The sequence below is a fragment of the Kutzneria sp. NPDC052558 genome (genome assembly GCF_044547355.1).
Classification (GTDB): domain Bacteria; phylum Actinomycetota; class Actinomycetes; order Mycobacteriales; family Pseudonocardiaceae; genus Kutzneria.
This window is the reverse complement of record NZ_JBIUAG010000002.1, coordinates 416,191-430,909: the sequence shown is the minus strand read 5'-3', so window position 1 is coordinate 430,909 and position 14,719 is coordinate 416,191. Positions and strand designations below refer to the sequence as shown.

Annotated in this window: 14 protein-coding genes; 3 read left to right on the top strand and 11 right to left on the bottom strand. The window is 70.2% G+C overall.

Features of this window, described 5'->3' with window-relative positions; translation table 11 throughout:
- Positions 1–141 precede the first annotated feature (141 nt).
- From ACIG5F_RS05045 to ACIG5F_RS05035, 3 genes are read left to right on the top strand one after another with little or no spacing between them, the layout of a single operon-like run.
- On the top strand, positions 142–957 hold the full coding sequence (locus tag ACIG5F_RS05045; RefSeq protein ID WP_396516074.1) for a hypothetical protein: 816 nt from the start codon (positions 142–144) through the stop codon (positions 955–957).
- A gap of 4 nt (positions 958–961) precedes the next feature.
- Complete coding sequence (locus tag ACIG5F_RS05040; RefSeq protein ID WP_396516073.1) at positions 962–1,666, top strand: hypothetical protein; 705 nt, start codon at positions 962–964, stop codon at positions 1,664–1,666.
- 1 nt (position 1,667) lies between these two features.
- The gene (locus tag ACIG5F_RS05035; protein ID WP_396516072.1) at positions 1,668–3,080 is read left to right on the top strand and encodes an O-antigen ligase family protein; all 1,413 of its coding nucleotides are present in this window, start codon (positions 1,668–1,670) and stop codon (positions 3,078–3,080) included.
- A 10-nt stretch (positions 3,081–3,090) separates the two neighbouring features.
- Here the strand turns inward: ACIG5F_RS05035 and ACIG5F_RS05030 are convergent, their stop codons facing one another.
- From ACIG5F_RS05030 to ACIG5F_RS04980, 11 genes are all read right to left on the bottom strand, one after another.
- Positions 3,091–4,089, bottom strand: coding sequence for a hypothetical protein (locus ACIG5F_RS05030; protein WP_396516071.1), 999 nt, complete (start codon positions 4,087–4,089; stop codon positions 3,091–3,093).
- Positions 4,086–4,634, bottom strand: a complete 549-nt coding sequence (locus ACIG5F_RS05025) for a dTDP-4-dehydrorhamnose 3,5-epimerase family protein (RefSeq protein WP_396516070.1) — start codon at positions 4,632–4,634, stop codon at positions 4,086–4,088. Before ACIG5F_RS05025 ends, ACIG5F_RS05030 begins: the two co-directional genes overlap by 4 nt.
- Before the next feature lie 16 nt (positions 4,635–4,650).
- Positions 4,651–5,475, bottom strand: a complete 825-nt coding sequence (locus ACIG5F_RS05020; RefSeq protein ID WP_396516068.1) for a glycosyltransferase — start codon at positions 5,473–5,475, stop codon at positions 4,651–4,653.
- Positions 5,472–6,560, bottom strand: coding sequence for an acyltransferase family protein (locus ACIG5F_RS05015; RefSeq protein WP_396516067.1), 1,089 nt, complete (start codon positions 6,558–6,560; stop codon positions 5,472–5,474). The genes ACIG5F_RS05020 and ACIG5F_RS05015 overlap by 4 nt, the downstream gene beginning before the upstream one ends.
- Positions 6,561–6,627: 67 nt before the next feature.
- Positions 6,628–7,806, bottom strand: coding sequence for a glycosyltransferase family 4 protein (locus ACIG5F_RS05010; RefSeq protein WP_396516066.1), 1,179 nt, complete (start codon positions 7,804–7,806; stop codon positions 6,628–6,630).
- Entirely contained in the window at positions 7,796–9,127 is a 1,332-nt protein-coding gene (locus ACIG5F_RS05005) for a nucleotide sugar dehydrogenase (protein ID WP_396516065.1), read from the bottom strand. Before ACIG5F_RS05005 ends, ACIG5F_RS05010 begins: the two co-directional genes overlap by 11 nt.
- Before the next feature lie 63 nt (positions 9,128–9,190).
- Positions 9,191–10,240 (bottom strand): GNAT family N-acetyltransferase, encoded by a 1,050-nt coding sequence (locus ACIG5F_RS05000; RefSeq protein ID WP_396516064.1) that lies wholly within the window; start codon positions 10,238–10,240, stop codon positions 9,191–9,193.
- Positions 10,240–11,154: a glycosyltransferase family 2 protein gene (locus ACIG5F_RS04995; RefSeq protein WP_396516063.1), complete on the bottom strand. Its 915-nt coding sequence runs from the start codon at positions 11,152–11,154 to the stop codon at positions 10,240–10,242. Before ACIG5F_RS04995 ends, ACIG5F_RS05000 begins: the two co-directional genes overlap by 1 nt.
- A gap of 82 nt (positions 11,155–11,236) precedes the next feature.
- Positions 11,237–11,905 carry a polysaccharide deacetylase family protein gene (locus ACIG5F_RS04990; protein WP_396516062.1) on the bottom strand — a complete coding sequence of 223 codons (669 nt, stop codon included), beginning with the start codon at positions 11,903–11,905 and terminating at the stop codon, positions 11,237–11,239.
- 65 nt (positions 11,906–11,970) lie between these two features.
- Complete coding sequence (locus ACIG5F_RS04985; RefSeq protein ID WP_396516061.1) at positions 11,971–12,846, bottom strand: NAD-dependent epimerase/dehydratase family protein; 876 nt, start codon at positions 12,844–12,846, stop codon at positions 11,971–11,973.
- Between the two features lie 31 nt (positions 12,847–12,877).
- Positions 12,878–14,371 carry a sugar transferase gene (locus ACIG5F_RS04980; RefSeq protein ID WP_396516060.1) on the bottom strand — a complete coding sequence of 498 codons (1,494 nt, stop codon included), beginning with the start codon at positions 14,369–14,371 and terminating at the stop codon, positions 12,878–12,880.
- Between the last annotated feature and the right edge of the window lie 348 nt (positions 14,372–14,719).

Sequence of the window (14,719 nt, the reverse complement as noted above, 5' to 3'; positions counted from 1 at the left end):
CCCCCGCTCACGTAACGAGAACCCTTGGAGCAACCCACACTGCTCCGTTCAGCCCAGCGCTGTAACAGCATTTCCCAGGTCGGCGATTCCTCGGATGCCGCGGTCGCCGTGACCGGCACTCACGAAACGGGGCAAGGGCCTATGGAATTCTGGAAATCCATGTGGGGCCTGCTGCGCCGTCGTTACGTGGGCCCGCCGGTGGTGCTGCTGGCCGTGCTGGCCGCCGCCGTCACCTTTCTGTTGGTGCCCACGCACTATGTGTCACGGGCCTTCATGGTGCTGGCCACCCCGGCCGGCGGCGGCACGATCTCGCTGGACCCGAGCAAGCCCACCGGCCTGACCAACCCGTTGCTGAACTTCAACGACGGCCTCAAGACCACGGCTGGCATCCTGATCCAGGCCGTCACCACGCCCACCGTGGTCGACGAGCTCGGCGTGGGGCCGCACAGCTCGACCTCGCTGCTGATCAACGACGGGTCGAGCAGCCCGGACCTGCTCAGCAGCAGCCAGACCGGGCCGTTCGTCTACATCGAGGGCGAGAGCACCACCCCGCAGGCCGCCAGCGACATCGTGAAGAAGGCTCAGGACAAGCTCCGGCAGGAGTTGGTCAACCGGCAGAAGGCGCTCAACGCCCCGCCGATCACCTACGTGACCATCGTCGACGTGATCGCGCCGACCACCCCGGTCACCAAGATGACGCTGAAGCTCCAGCTGACCGGCGCGGCCCTGGCCCTGGTCCTGCTGCTCGGACTCGGCGGCGCGTACGCCCTTGACCGGATGCGCGAGTCCCGCCGGCTGCGCGCCCCCGACACGGTGGCCGAGCTCACCCGCTCTCCCGATGACCTCGACCCACCGACCCTGAGAATGGCGCGCGCCAAGGACAAGGCGATCCTCACCGTCCGCGGCGACGCCTTCTCCGGCACCCTCAACGACGACAACGCCAACGGGACGGTGTAGCCGGATGGACTTCTGGCAGACCGTGCTCGTGCTCGGCCGACGCTGGTACGTCGCGGTGCCGGCCTTCCTGCTGGCCGTGGCGGCGGCCGGCGGGATCTACCTGACGGTTCCGGTCACCTACACCTCGACCTCGGTGCTGGTGCTGGACCAGCCGCTGGCCGGGGGCAGCCTGCCGGCGCTGCCCACCGACAAGGGCACCATCACCAACCCGCTGCTCAACTTCGACCAGGGCCTGAACAACGCGGCGGCCATCGTGATCCAGGCGCTCAACACGCCGGAGGTCGCCGCCGCCCTGGGCGCGTCGCCGACCGGGGACCCCTCGTACAAGGTGACCAACGGCAGCACCAACCAGCAGGAGCAGATCGTCGCCGGGCCGTTCGTGTTCGTCGAGGGCGACAGCCGCGATCCCCAAGCGGCGCAGGACATCGCCAAACGCTGCGTGGAGCGGGTCAAGCAGGAGCTGGCCGGCCGGCAGCAGGTGCTCAACGCCCCGCCGCAGACGTTCATCACGGTGGACGTCGCCGTGCAGCCGACCACCCCGGTCGCCCAGCGCGGCAACAAGACCAGGGCGGCCGCGGTCGCCGTGGCGATGGGCATGGTGGCCGCGCTCTGCGCCGCCTACGCCTTCGAGAGCTACTACCAGGCCCGCCGGCGCAAGGCCGGGGCGGCCAACGAGAAGGCGCTCGTGTCGGCGTCGAACGGCGCCTGACATGTCGACGGACTTCCTGCCCGGCAAGGCGAACCGGACCCTGGCCGACGGGGCCACGCTGGTCTGCGTCTTCATCGCGGTGCTGATGCTGGTGCCGGCACGGCTGGTGTTCAAGGGAATTCCGCTGTCGCTGACGCCCGGCAACGTGGCGGCGCTCTTCGCCGGCATCTGCTGGGTGTGTGCCCAGCTGACCCTGACGCTGGGCATGGCCAAGGGCCGAACCCCGGTTCGCACCAGCCTGTTCGTCTACATGGTCGCGGTGCTGCTCTCCTACGGCTACGCCAACTACGGACCATTGCCGGCGGACGAGGTGAAGCTGTCCGACCACGCCATCGTGCTGGTCGCCGCCAACTGCGCCGTGGCATTGATGATGAACGACGGCGTGCGCGGCCTGCTCCGGCTGGACCGGGTGCTCAAGACCAGTGTCGTGTGCGGCACCGGGATCGCGTTGGTCGGCTGCCTCCAGTTCCTGCTCAAGCTCGACCTCACCAAGTACATGGTGCTGCCGGGCCTGCGTGCGACGTCCGACGACAGCGCCGTGCAGACCCGGGACGCGTTGGCCCGGGTCGCCGGAACCACCGGCCACCCCATCGAATTCGGCGTGGTGTGCGCCATGTTGCTGCCGCTGGCCGCGCACTTCGCCTTCCAGGCCAAGCAACGCGGCGAGCCGGCGCTGCGCTGGTGGATCTGCTGCGGGATCATCGCCGCCGGCATGATGTTCTCGGTCTCGCGGTCGGCCGTGCTCAGCATCGTCGGCGCCGCCGTGGTGCTCTTCATCGGCTGGCCGGCCAAGAGACGCTGGTACACCCTGCTCGTCGGCGGGGTTTTCCTCGGTGTCATCAAGCTCGCGGTGCCCAGCCTGCTCGGCGCGCTGTTCGACCTGTTCGCGAATCTGGGCAACGACAGCAGCATCTCGCACCGCACCTACGCTTCTGCCGTCGCGGCCAAGCAGATCAGCCTGCATCCGCTGTTCGGGCACGGGCCCGGCACCTGGTACGCCGGCAAGCACGAGGTGTTCGACAACGAGTACATCCTGACCACGGTGTCGACCGGCTTCGTCGGCCTGGCCGCCTTCATCGCCATCTTCCTGTGCGCCTTCTACTCCGCGCTGCGGGCCCGCTACCTGAGCAAGGACCCCGGCGCGCGCGACCTGGCCCTGACCATCTGCGCCTGCCTGGTCGCCCCGCTCATCGGCTCCGCCACCTTCGACCTGCTCGGCTTCGCCACCGTCACCGGCTTCACGTTCGTGCTCATCGGCGCGGCCGGATCGCTGCTGCGGACGGCCAAGCAGCTCGCCCCGCACGAGGACCAGTTCGGCGTGCTGTACTGGATCCGCTACCGCTGGGCCTGGCTGCGCGGCTTCGCCGCCCGCCGCCGTCGCCGGCGCGACCCCCTCCCCGAGGCCGTCGCCTGAGCGCGGTGGATCAGCCGGCGCAGGGGAGCGGGCCGACAGTGCCGGTGATGCCGTAGTTGGCGTCGATGGTCACCAAGGTGTTGTCGGACCACTGGATGCGCGAGCACTCGGACTCGACCGGCGCGTACTCCCAGGAGTTGGCGACCATGCGGTTGCCGGTCACCACGACGGCGCCGCCGAAGTTCTTGACCTGGATGGAATAGGTGCCGCCGGCGACCAGGTTGTCGGTCACGGTGACGTTGTTGCGCTGGTCGGTGAGGAAGATCGGCGCGGTGATGTCCTTGACGCCGCGCTCGTCCAAAGTGTTGTGGTCCAACACGATGTTGTCGCCGGCGCCGTAGCTCTGGATGCCGTCGGAGTGATCGCCGGGGTTGGAGCAGATGCGCGCGTACGAGTCGTGGATCGCGATGTTGCTGCCGCCGGCCTGGAAGCCGTGGCTGTGGTTCTGGACCAGCACGCCCCGCGCGGTGTAGGAGCCCTGGCCGACGCCGGGCAGCGAGTCGCAGCCGGTCGGCTTGCCGACGGTGGAGTCGAGGATCGTGTACGAGTAGTAGGAATTCCCGTACTGGTCGTCGACCCAGCCGTCGATCTGGCTGTTGCGCACGGTCACGTTGTACGCGGTGATCAGCAGGTTGCCGGCGATGTGCACCCCGTCCAGCACGGCCCCGTTGTCGGTGACGCGGTAGCCGTCGCCGTCGGGCACGTTGGGGGCGAGCTCCTTGAGCTTGGTGCCGGGCGGAACACCGGTGCAGGAGGGGTTGGGATAGGCGGGGCAGCGCCCGGCGCCGGAGCGGCCGGCCGGCGGGGCCGAGGAGCCGGCGGGCTTGGAGCTGGTGGTCGTCGTGGACGACGGGGGAGAGCTGGTGGTGCTGGACGCAGCCGTGGTGCTGCCGGTGGTCGTGGTGCTCGGGATGGTGCTCACCGGATCGGCCACGGGTGTCGATCCGGTGCACGCTGTCAGCAGCATCGCCGCCGCCCCGACGGTCACGGCGGCTGTGGTTCGTCTCATGGTGATCTCTCCAAAGTGGACTTCAGCGCGGCCCACGAGCCGGCGCCGGCGTCCCGCGCGCTGACCACGGTCACCGGCTGCGGCCAGGCGATGGCCAGCTCGGCGTCGTCGTAGCGGACGGCCAGGTCCTCGGCGGGGTCGTGTTCACGGTCGATTCGGTAACACACATCGGCCTGCTCGGTCAGCGCCTGGAAGCCGTGCAGCAGACCCGGTGGCACATAGAGCGTCGCGAAGGTCTCATCGTCCAAACGGAACGATTCGACCCGCCCGAAGGTGGGCGAGTCGGGGCGGGCGTCGACCAGCACGTCGTGCACGGCGCCGCGGGCGCACCGCACCAGCTTGGCCTCGCCCCGCCCGCCGCGGCCGTGCATGCCGCGGATCGTGCCCTGCCGGGACCGGGACTGGCTGTCCTGGAGGAAGCCGGTCACCCCGTGCTTCTCCCCGATGGCCTCGTCGAACGTCCGGGTGAACAGCCCCCGGTCGTCGCGGTGCGGGGTGGGCAGGAAGAGCAGAACGCCGTCGATGCCGGCCGGTTCCACACGCATCAGTGACTGGTTCCCATCAACGGGTGCTCTCGTCGGACGCCCACCCCACCGGGGCGCTGCCCTTGGCCCGCGTGAGGACCCGGTCGAGCACGAGCACGGTCAGATAACACGCGGCGTCCACAACGGACACCGAGCGCCGGGTGATCAGCGAGCCCAGGGCGCTCAGCCGCAGCTGCCCCTCGGGCGCGGGCCGGCCCATCGCGGCCAGCTGCCGGTTGCCCTGGCGCAGCCGGACCCGGCGGCGCAGGTGGGCCCGGACGGTGCGGGCCGGCCGCACCACCGACTCGGCCGAGGGCACGACGGTCCGCTCCAGCGGGGTGAACGACCGGTGCACCCAGCCGTCGTCGGAGATGATGTCGGGCAACGGGAACGCCTTGGCGTGCCCGTCCTTGGACAGCACGTACACGCCGACCCCGGACAGCACGCGGCTGGGGGCGATCAGCCGGTCGTGCACCCGGTGCACCCGCCTGGCGATCGGCCCGGCGCCGGTCAGATCCCACCGCGGCACCGGCGCGCAGGCCAGAATCCCGGGCTTGTCCAGCGCGGCCACCAGCTCGCGCACCGACCGCGTGCTCAGCTCGATGTCGGCGTCCAGGTACACCCGGGGGAAGTCGCGGCAGGCGTCGTCACCCAGGCGCAGCGCGTGCGCCTTGCCGCCGTACGGGGTCTCCAGCACCCGCACGCCGTACTGCCGCGCCACCTCGGCGGTGTTGTCGGTGCACGCGTTCGGCACGACGACGACGTCGAACTCGTCCTCGTCGGCGTCCGCGAGCAGCGTGCCCAGGCAGCGCCCGAGCACGGCTTCCTCGTTGTGGGCGGGGATGACGACGCTGGTCATCATCGGCCCCGGAGTAGTCGCATCATGGGTTGTTCCACCACGTTGAAGAGCAGCCAGGCCGCCACTACGGTGGCGGCCAGCAGCAGGAGAGTCAAGCCCGCCGCGCTCGGCGTGGGCAACGCGTCCAGGTGAAAAGCCTTGTCGGCGAATCTCAGCACGATCTGGTGCAGCAGGTAGAAGGCGAACGTGAGGTCGCCGAGCCAGACGCACACCGGATGCCGCCACGGCGACCACTTTCCGGTGACGTCGGCGACCGCGGCCGAGGTCACCAGCAGGGCGATCGGGATCACCGCGCCGGCGGTGGCCCCGAACATGCCCGGCAGGTACGCGCACAGCCAGTAGGCGAACACGCACAGCGCCATCGACGGCAGCAGCCCGATGTTGATCCACTTGTCGGCCCGCACGATCCGGGCCAGCACCATGCCCAGCGCGAACTCGACGGCCCGGCTGACCGGGAAGATGTAGACGATCCAGTACTGCGTCAGCACCGGCAGCGGCAGCACCAGCGCCGGAATCAGCAGCACCACCGCGACCAGGGCGACGGCCGTCGGCCACAGCAAGCGGTCCCGGATCTTGTTGATGCCGAAGTACAGCAGCGGGAACGCGAAGTAGAAGGCGGCCTCGCAGGACAGCGACCACGACGGCGTGTTCACCGCGAAGTAGATGCTCTGGTCGGGAACCCAGGACTGGAGCAGGAAAAGCCCGACCACCCCGGCGGCGATGGACAGGCTCTTGCCGGTGAGGATCATGCCGCCCAGGGCGATCAGCCAGGTGACGACGTGATTGGGCACGACCTTGGCCGCCCGCCGCCGCCACACCTTGCGGGCCGGCGTGCCCGGCCGGCCCGACCAGGTGAGCACGAATCCGGAGAGAACGAAGAAGAAGTCGACGCAGACCGCCGCCTGCCCGAACACGATCAGCAGCACGTGCTGCACGGTCGGATCGGCGAACATGTTCTCGGCGTGCACGTGGAAGCCGAAGACCAGGAACGCGGCCACCCAGCGCAGGCCGGTCAGCGACGGCACCCGGGTGGCCAGGTCGGCCGAGGGCTTGCGAACGCCCGCCCCGGCCGCCAAGGGCTGATTCACCGTGGCACCTCGCCGGCGCCGGGTGGTCGCGTTCGCTCCGTTGTGGACGGTTCGCTCGCGAGCTCGCTCACGTCAGGGCCGCCGCATAGGCCGACAGCAGAGCCTTGCGGGAGTTCTCCCACGACAGCGGGCCGGCGACCCGGGCCCGGCCCAGCTCGCCCATGCGCTTGCGCTCGGCCGGGTCGTCGAGCAGCTTGACCACCAGCTTGGCGAACTCGGACTCGTCGTTGGCCGCGGCGTAGACCGCCGCCTCGTCGGCCGACACCCGCGCCTCGACCAGGTCGAAGGACACGATCGGCTTGGCCATGGCCATGTATTCCATGATCTTGTTCATGGTGGAGACGTCGTTGAGCGGGTTGAGCGGGTCGGGCGCCAGGCAGACGTCGGCGGTCGACAGGTAGCGCAGCAGGTCGGCGTCGCTGACCCGGCCGGTGAACTCGACACAGTCGTCCAGCCCCAGCTCGTGGGCCAGCGCGACCATCTGCTCCCAGGTGTCGCCGCCGCCCATGAACACCGCGTGCCAGTCCGTGCGTCCGAGTTCGTCCCGGATCCGGGCCAGCGAGCGTAAGGCGTAGTCCACACCGTCCTGCGGCCCCATCACGCCCAGGTAGCACAGCAGGTGCGGCTTGCCCTTCTTGAGCTCCTCCTCCGGCGCCACCTCGTGGAACCGCTCCACCGCCGGCGCGCTGCGGACCACAAAAACCTTGTCCGGGGCCATGCCGCCGCGCTTGAGCGCCACCTGGCGGTAGCTCTCGTTGGTGGAGATCACCACGTCGGCGGTGCGGTAGGTGGACTGCTCCAGCCGGCACACCGCGCGGTACAGGAAGTCCTCGCCGCGGTGGAACCGCGACAGGTACAGCTCCGGCACCAGGTCGTGCTGGTCGAAGACGAACTTCGCGCCGCCGCGCTTGAGCAAGCGCGCCACCAGGAACAGCAGGTCCGGCGGGTTGCAGGCGTGCACCACGTCCACCGGCCCGATCCCGCGGGCCAGCCGGAAGGTGTGCCACACCGCGGCGGCGTACTCGAACAGGTAGCCACGGGGTCCGCCGGTGGCCGCCTTCAGCGGATACCGGTGGATCTTCACCCCGTCGATCTCGGCGTACGGTTCCCGGTCCTGTTTCGTCCCCTGTGGACAGATCACGTGCACGTCCCAGCCGGCGTCGCGCAGCGCCTTGCTCTCCTGCCACACGCGGCGGTCGAACGGGACGGACAGGTTCTCCACGAGGATGAGTGCTTTACCAGCCAAGGCCCACGTATCCAGGTCGTTCCCGGCGCAGCTCGGCGTCGGGGAGGCGGACGAGGTCGACGATCACGCGCTCACCCGCGGTGGTGACGTTCTCGGGGCGAAGCGCCTCCAGGACGGCGTTGTCCCGGCAGCCGATGACACAGACGTCGGCGTGCGCCATGACATCGGAGACTGAGGTGGTCAGCAGCTCGCCCAGGTGCGGCAGCCGGCCCTCGATGTACTCGCGGTTGGCCCCCATCAGCCGCGACAGGGTCACGTTCGCGTCGTAGATGCGCAGGTCGTAACCCTTGCCCAGCAGGCGTTCGGCCAGCTCCACCAGGGGGCTCTCGCGCAGGTCGTCGGTGCCCGGCTTGAACGACAGGCCGAACAGGCCCACCCGTCTTCGGCCGGTGGCGGCGATGAACTCGAAGGCCCGCTTGAGATGTTCCTCGTTGGAGGGCAGCACGTGCGACAGCAGCGGCACCGACACGTCGGCCCGCCGGGCCGCGTACACCAGGCCGCGCAGGTCCTTCGGCAGGCACGAGCCGCCGAAGGCGAAGCCGGGCCGCAGATACGCCTGGCTCACATTGAGCTTGCGGTCGGCCAGGAACACGTCCATCACCCGGTGCGAGTCCAGGTTCAGCGCCCGGGACACCGCGCCCAGCTCGTTGGCGAAGGCGATCTTGAGGCCGTGGAAGGCGTTGTCGGCGTACTTGGTCATCTCGGCCACCGGCACCGGCACCCGGAACACCTCGCCGGGCAGGCCCTCGTACAGCGCGGCCACCACGTCCCCGCTGGCGGCGTCGAACTCGCCGATCACCGTCTTGGGCGGGTCGAAGAAATCGCGGACACTGGTGCCCTCACGCAGGAACTCCGGGTTCACCGCCACGCCGAAGTCCACGCCCGCGGTCAGCCCCGAGGACTTCTCCAGGATCGGCAGCAGCAGGTCCAGGCAGGTGCCCGGCAGCATGGTGCTGCGGAAGACCACGGTGTGCCGGCCGCCCTTGGCCGCCAGCGCCGCGCCGATCTCCTCCGACACCCGCTCCAGGTACACCGTGGACAGGCTTCCGTTGGGAGCCGAGGGAGTGCCGACGCAGATGAGCGACACGTCGGTCTCGGCGACGGCGTCGGCCACGTCGGTGGTGGCCCGCAACGCCCCGCTGGCTACGACTTGCGCGGTCAGCTCGCCGATGCGCTCCTCGACCACCGGGGCCTTGCCCGCGGCGATCAGGTCCACCTTGATCTGGTTCACGTCCACGCCGACCACGCGGTGGCCCTGTGCGGCAAGACAAGCAGCCGACACGCACCCGACGTACCCGAGCCCGAACACGCTGATCTTCATCTGCGATGCCTCCATGGCGCTCGACCTGCGCGCACCCATTGATCGGGGAAGGCATCGGCCTCGTTACCTCCTGAGGTTCCGCAACCCTCGCGCCACTCGGCGCAATCCCGGTGCCAGCGGGGAGGATTTGGCCGCCGCGACCATGCCGTCGGCCACCCGGCGCAGGGCCAGCCGGCCGCCGCTGCGGGTGACGATGCCTTGCCCCACCTGGGTTTCCCCGGTTTTGGCCCGGCGCTTGTACTCGTCGTCGCCGCGGCCCAGATCGATCCGGTCGATGCCCAGCGCGGGCGCCGCGACGACCAGCTCCCGCAACAGCATCCAGCCCGGCGCGAGCCGGCCGTGCTCGGGCGCGTACACCGGAAACCACCAGTGCAGAACGGAATCCGAGCGGATGCCGAAGTGAGCGGCGATCAAGTTCGGGCCGGCGTGCAGTGTGGACAGCAGCCCGCCGAAGCCCTCGTCCCTAGTGTGCAGCAAGCGGCGCAAGAGGTTGAGCCGATCGGGCTCGGCGAAGAAGTCCCTTGCGCCGGTTGCCCGATACTGCCCGCGCTTGAGTTCCACCAGTTGGCCCAACAGTTCCTCGTCGACCACGTCGACCTGGAACTTGACCGGCCCCAGCTCGCGCTCGGCCTTGGCCGCGCGCCGACGGGCCTGGGATATGTTGTCCCGCCCCGACTTCGAGGCCCGGCCGAGGTAGCCGTCCAGCCCGCCGCTGACGTCCACGTGCGGCGAGACCCGGCGGGACCGGATCCACGGCTCGAACTCGGCCACGCCGTCCACCAGATGATCGAACTCGAAGGACCGCACGCCGGCGCTGAGCAATGTCAAGGGGGAGAACGACTCCCCGGGACGCACGATCGGCCCCTGGAAGTCGGCCCCGGGCCACCCGACCGGCCGCAGCGTCGATCCCGCACGGTGACCGGGCAGCAACGCCCGGACACGGCCGGCGTCGTCGGTGTCCACGGCGACGTGCACGGTCCGGCCGCTCGCGTGCACGGCGGCGGCGAAACCCGGGTGGAAATAAGGACTGTCCAGCGCCGGATTGGCCGACCGGATGGCGTGCCAGGCGTCGAGCTCGCGGGGGCCGAGCTCGTCGAACCGCAGCCAGCGCATCAGCCGGCCAACGTGTGGATCCGGCGGGACGGCCGTAGCAGCGCCGCCACCGAGGCCCGTGAGGTCTGCCGGCCGGCCATCGCCCGTGCCGATTCTCCCAGCACTACAGCGAAGTAGTAGGCCAGGGCCGCCATGTTTCCGCGGCGGCGGCGGAACAGGCGCACCTTGTTCACCGCCAGCAGCGCGGCCAGCATGGGGTTGGTGTCCGAGTCGCCGCCGATGTGCTCGACCACCGCGGCCGGCTCGTACCACAGTGACCAGCCGCGATCGGCCGCGCGCAGCGCGAACTCGGTCTCCTCGCTGTAGAGCAGGAAGGACTCGTCCCACGGCCCGGTCTGCAACAGGGCGTCGACCGAGATGAGCATCGCCGCCCCGGTGGCCCAGGCCGCCGGCGCCGCCTGCTCGTATTCACGGGGATCCGTGACCAGTTCGCCGAGTTTGCCGATGCGCCCGGCCCGGGTGCCGCCGATCACCGCTTCCACCAACGCTCTACGCACAGTGGGTAAACGCCGCAGCGACGGTTGCAGAGAACCATCCGGATTGACCAGTCGCGGCACCGCGATGCCTCGGCCAGGCACTGTCAGCACCTCCGACAGGACGGCCAGGCCGCCGGGCGTGAGCCGGCAGTCGGGGTTGATGACCAGGATCGAGTCCAGCTCGGCCAGATCCAGTTCGTTGACCCCGGCGTTGATGCCGGCGGCGTAGCCGGCGTTGCGGCCCATGTGGACCGTCCTCATCGGAAGGTCGGCGAACGTCTCGGCCAGCTCGACCGTGCCGTCGCGGGAGGCGTTGTCGACCACGACGACGTCGGTGAGCTCGACGCCATCGGCGCCGCGCGCCAGGGAGCGCAGGCAGTCGCCCAGCACGGGCGCGCTGTTGTACGTGACGACCACGATCGCGGTCCGTGCCCTCATGTGCACGTCATCGTGTGCCGAGCGGACCGTGTTACCACAGCGTCGATTGCCCTAAAGGTGTTGCACCACAAGGCGTTACCGGTCAGCCACGCAGGCGTTTGACCGTCCGTGCCGCCGTTCGGCGGGCGCGCAGGGGCAGGGATGGCCGTCCGGTCAGCACATCGTGCGCCCACTTGGGCCCGATGTCGTGGTGCAGACTGTTGCGGGGTTGCAGCCAGGAGTCGGCAGTGGCGCGGCCGCCGTCGCTGGTGTAGACGCGGCGCACGCCCGCGTGCCGCAGCCGGCGCAGCACGTGCCGGTCGTAGGAGCCGAAGGGAACGGCCACCTCGGTGACCGGCTCGCCGGTCAGCTCGCCCAGCACCTTGCTGGCCTGCACGATCTCCTCGCGGGCCTGCTCGTCGGTCAGCCGCCGCCAGTCCCGGTGGGCCCAGCCGTGCGAGCCGATGCGCATGCCGGCCCGCGTCAGCTCGTGCAGGTCGGGCCGGTCGAGCCGGCCGGGTTGTCCCAACAACCCGGCCAGCACGAAGAAATCGGCCTTCAGGCCGCGTTCCACCAGACGCGGCAACGCGATCCGGACATCGGAGGCGTTGCCGTCGTCGAAGGTGATCCGCACGTCCGGTCGGCCCACCGCCGCGTCCAGCACCTGCTCGAACTGTTCGACGGTGACCCAGGTCCGGTCCTCGTCGGGTTCCAGCGGCCGCTCGGTCGGCCCGATTCCGTGCACCGTGAGGTTCACGACCGACACCGACATGAGCGTCCCACCTCCAGCGAACCCCGACCGATTCGCCTTGATATCGGACGTTCCGGTCGAATCCGTTACGGGTTGGATGAATACCAATCGACTGTCCGGCGCAAGCCGATCTCCAGACCGGTGCGCGGCCGCCAGTCCAGCAGTTCGACCGCCGGCCCGATGTCGGCCACCTGGGCCCGGTCCAGCGGCCGGTCGGCGACGGCCCCGAAGCGCGGCTGCTGCGGCGCTCCAATGATCTTGGCCAACAGCTCGATGGTGTCCCGGATCGACAACTGGCTGCCCGAGGCGATGTCGAACACCCGCCCCGGCGCGGCGGCCGAGACGGCCGCGGCCAGGAACGCGTCGACCACGTCGTCGACGTAGATCCAGTCCACCAGCCGGGTCCCGCTGGTCAGCTCCGGCGCTTCACCCCGCAGCAACGCCGTTGTCACATAAGGGATGAGCTTGCGCAGGTCCGGCTGCCCCGGGCCGTAGACCATGCCGATGCGCAGCGTCGTCACCGGCACGTCCCAGAGCTGGTGGAACATCCGCGCGTAGCCCGACACGGCCCATTTGGCCACCGCGTAAGGGGAACACGCCACCGCGTCGCCGTCCTCGGGGCGCGGCTCCTCGACCGAGCCGGCCAGCACCAGCCGGCCGGGCGGCACGGCGTCGGCGACCGCCGTGAGCAGGTTGACCGCACTGTCCAGATTGCTCTCCAGGGTGGGCCGGACCAGCCGGACCTCCCGCGCGCCGGTGACCTCGCTGGCCAGGTGGAACACCACCTCCGGTCCCGCGGCGCGGACCAGCGCGGCGACCTGGTCGGCGTCGCACAGGTCGGCCACGTGCCAGACGACCGCCCCGTCCGTGCGCCGTCGCCGGCTCACCGCGTGCACGACGGCCCCGAGGCCGATCAGCCTGCGCACCAGATGGGAACCGATGAAGCCGGTCGCGCCGGTCACCAGTGCCCGCACTCCCCGCCAGCCGGCCATGTCAGTACGCGCCCGTTCCGCTGAAGACCGCGCGCACGGTCTTCCACAGGATCACCGCGTCCAGGGCCAGCGACCAGTCCTCCACGTACCGCAGGTCCAGTCGCAGCGCCTCGTCCCACGGCAGGTCGCTGCGCCCGCTGATCTGCCACAGCCCGGTCAGGCCCGGCTTCACCAGCAGCCGCCGCCCGGCGTCCGAGCCGTACTGCTCGACCTCGTGCGGCAGCGGCGGCCTCGGCCCGACCAGCGACATCGAGCCGGTGAGCACGTTGATCAGCTGTGGCAGCTCGTCCAGCGAGTACCGCCGCAGCAGCCGCCCGGGCCCGGTGATGCGCGGGTCCTGCCGCATCTTGAACAGCGGCCCCGCGCCCTGGTTGCTGGCCCGCAGCTGGTCAAGCAACGCGTCGGCGTCGACCACCATGGTCCGGAACTTCCACATGGTGAACGGCCTGCCGCCGTGGCCGACCCGCCGCTGGCGGAACAGCACCGGCCCGCCGTCGTCGGCCCGGACCACCACGGCGATGGCCAGCAGCACCGGCGCCAGCAGCGTGAGCAGGACCAGCGCGCCGATCCGGTCCACGATGCTCTTGATCACCCGCTTGGCCCGGCCGAACGTGGGCGCCTGCACCCGCAGCAGCGGCAGGCCGACCACACCGGACACGTGCAGCCGCGGCCCGGCCAGCTCCATCAGCACCGGCGCGACCACCAGCTCCGACTCGGTGTCCTCCAGCTCCCAGGCCAGCCGTTGCAGCTGCATGGGAGTCCAATAGGGATCCGACGCCACCGCGACCACCCGGTAGCCGCCGGGCTGGGCCCGTTCGGTCAGGTCGCCCAGCGCGCCGACCACCGGCACGCCGGCGACCTCCTGGGTGCCGTCCTGGCCGAAGCCGTCCGGCGTGCACACGGCCTCGACCCGCCAGCCGTTGTGCGGTTCCTTGCGGGTGCGGGCGATCAGGTCGGCCGCCCACTCCACGCTGCCCGCGGCCATCACCGGCAGCAGGCACTCACCCTTGCCCCGGCGGCTGTGCAGCAGCCGACGCAGCAGATAGCGGCCGGGGAACGCCACCGCCCCGACCGCCGGAACCACGAAGAACACCCATAACCGCAGGTGCGTCAGCTCGAACGCGACGCCGGCCACCGACAGCGTGACAGCGGTGGCGATCAGCGCCTTGCCGAGTCTTCGGAACTCCTCGGCGCCCTGGCCCAGGACCTTCGGGTCCCAGGCCCGGTTGGCCGGCAGGGCGGCGACCACGATGAGTAGCGCGGCCACGCTGACCAGTCGCGGCAGCTGGCCCAGGTAGTCGGGCAGCTCCCGTCCGATCAGGACGGTCGCCAGCAGTGTGGCCACCGCGGTGGCCAGCACGTCGGACATGATCACCGCGGTGCGGTATCGGCTCTCCCACACGGTCAGCGGCGACCGGTGGTGCCGGTGCCGGCCGTGGAAGCGGGTGGACGTGACGGCCAACAGGTGCGAGTGCTCGTGCGGCAGCAGTGCCATCCTCGGGGTCCCCCTCGGTTGCCCTCTCATACACATTCCCTTGTGCAGGACCGACTGCGACGACCTCAACTGTGTTGGAACCGGAGAACGAGGTGGACGTCCACGATCCTTCTCGGCGGACGCACACGGCGCGTTACAGCGCCCCTTTCGCTTTGCTGGCAACAAATCCCGGGTTGATCACCCGGTAGAGGGACGGCGTGCTGCACTCGGCTCAGCGGCGTTGCTGCGTTTGCCGCAGCGACCCTCACGTCGACTACCGGCGGTGACAACAGCTCCGCCGGTGTGGTCGGCAATTGGGCTGAACGGCCGCATAACCCCGAAGGGGGCGGCGCAGTTGAACCGGGTGCG

Coding starts and splice junctions, on each gene's coding strand:
- ACIG5F_RS05045 (WP_396516074.1), top strand. CDS start 142: ATGGAATTCTGGAAATCCATGTGGGGCCTGCTGCGCCGTCGTTACGTG.
- ACIG5F_RS05040 (WP_396516073.1), top strand. CDS start 962: ATGGACTTCTGGCAGACCGTGCTCGTGCTCGGCCGACGCTGGTACGTC.
- ACIG5F_RS05035 (WP_396516072.1), top strand. CDS start 1,668: ATGTCGACGGACTTCCTGCCCGGCAAGGCGAACCGGACCCTGGCCGAC.
- ACIG5F_RS05030 (WP_396516071.1), bottom strand. CDS start 4,089: ATGAGACGAACCACAGCCGCCGTGACCGTCGGGGCGGCGGCGATGCTG.
- ACIG5F_RS05025 (WP_396516070.1), bottom strand. CDS start 4,634: ATGCGTGTGGAACCGGCCGGCATCGACGGCGTTCTGCTCTTCCTGCCC.
- ACIG5F_RS05020 (WP_396516068.1), bottom strand. CDS start 5,475: ATGATGACCAGCGTCGTCATCCCCGCCCACAACGAGGAAGCCGTGCTC.
- ACIG5F_RS05005 (WP_396516065.1), bottom strand. CDS start 9,127: ATGAAGATCAGCGTGTTCGGGCTCGGGTACGTCGGGTGCGTGTCGGCT.
- ACIG5F_RS05000 (WP_396516064.1), bottom strand. CDS start 10,240: ATGCGCTGGCTGCGGTTCGACGAGCTCGGCCCCCGCGAGCTCGACGCC.
- ACIG5F_RS04995 (WP_396516063.1), bottom strand. CDS start 11,154: ATGAGGGCACGGACCGCGATCGTGGTCGTCACGTACAACAGCGCGCCC.
- ACIG5F_RS04990 (WP_396516062.1), bottom strand. CDS start 11,905: ATGTCGGTGTCGGTCGTGAACCTCACGGTGCACGGAATCGGGCCGACC.
- ACIG5F_RS04980 (WP_396516060.1), bottom strand. CDS start 14,371: ATGGCACTGCTGCCGCACGAGCACTCGCACCTGTTGGCCGTCACGTCC.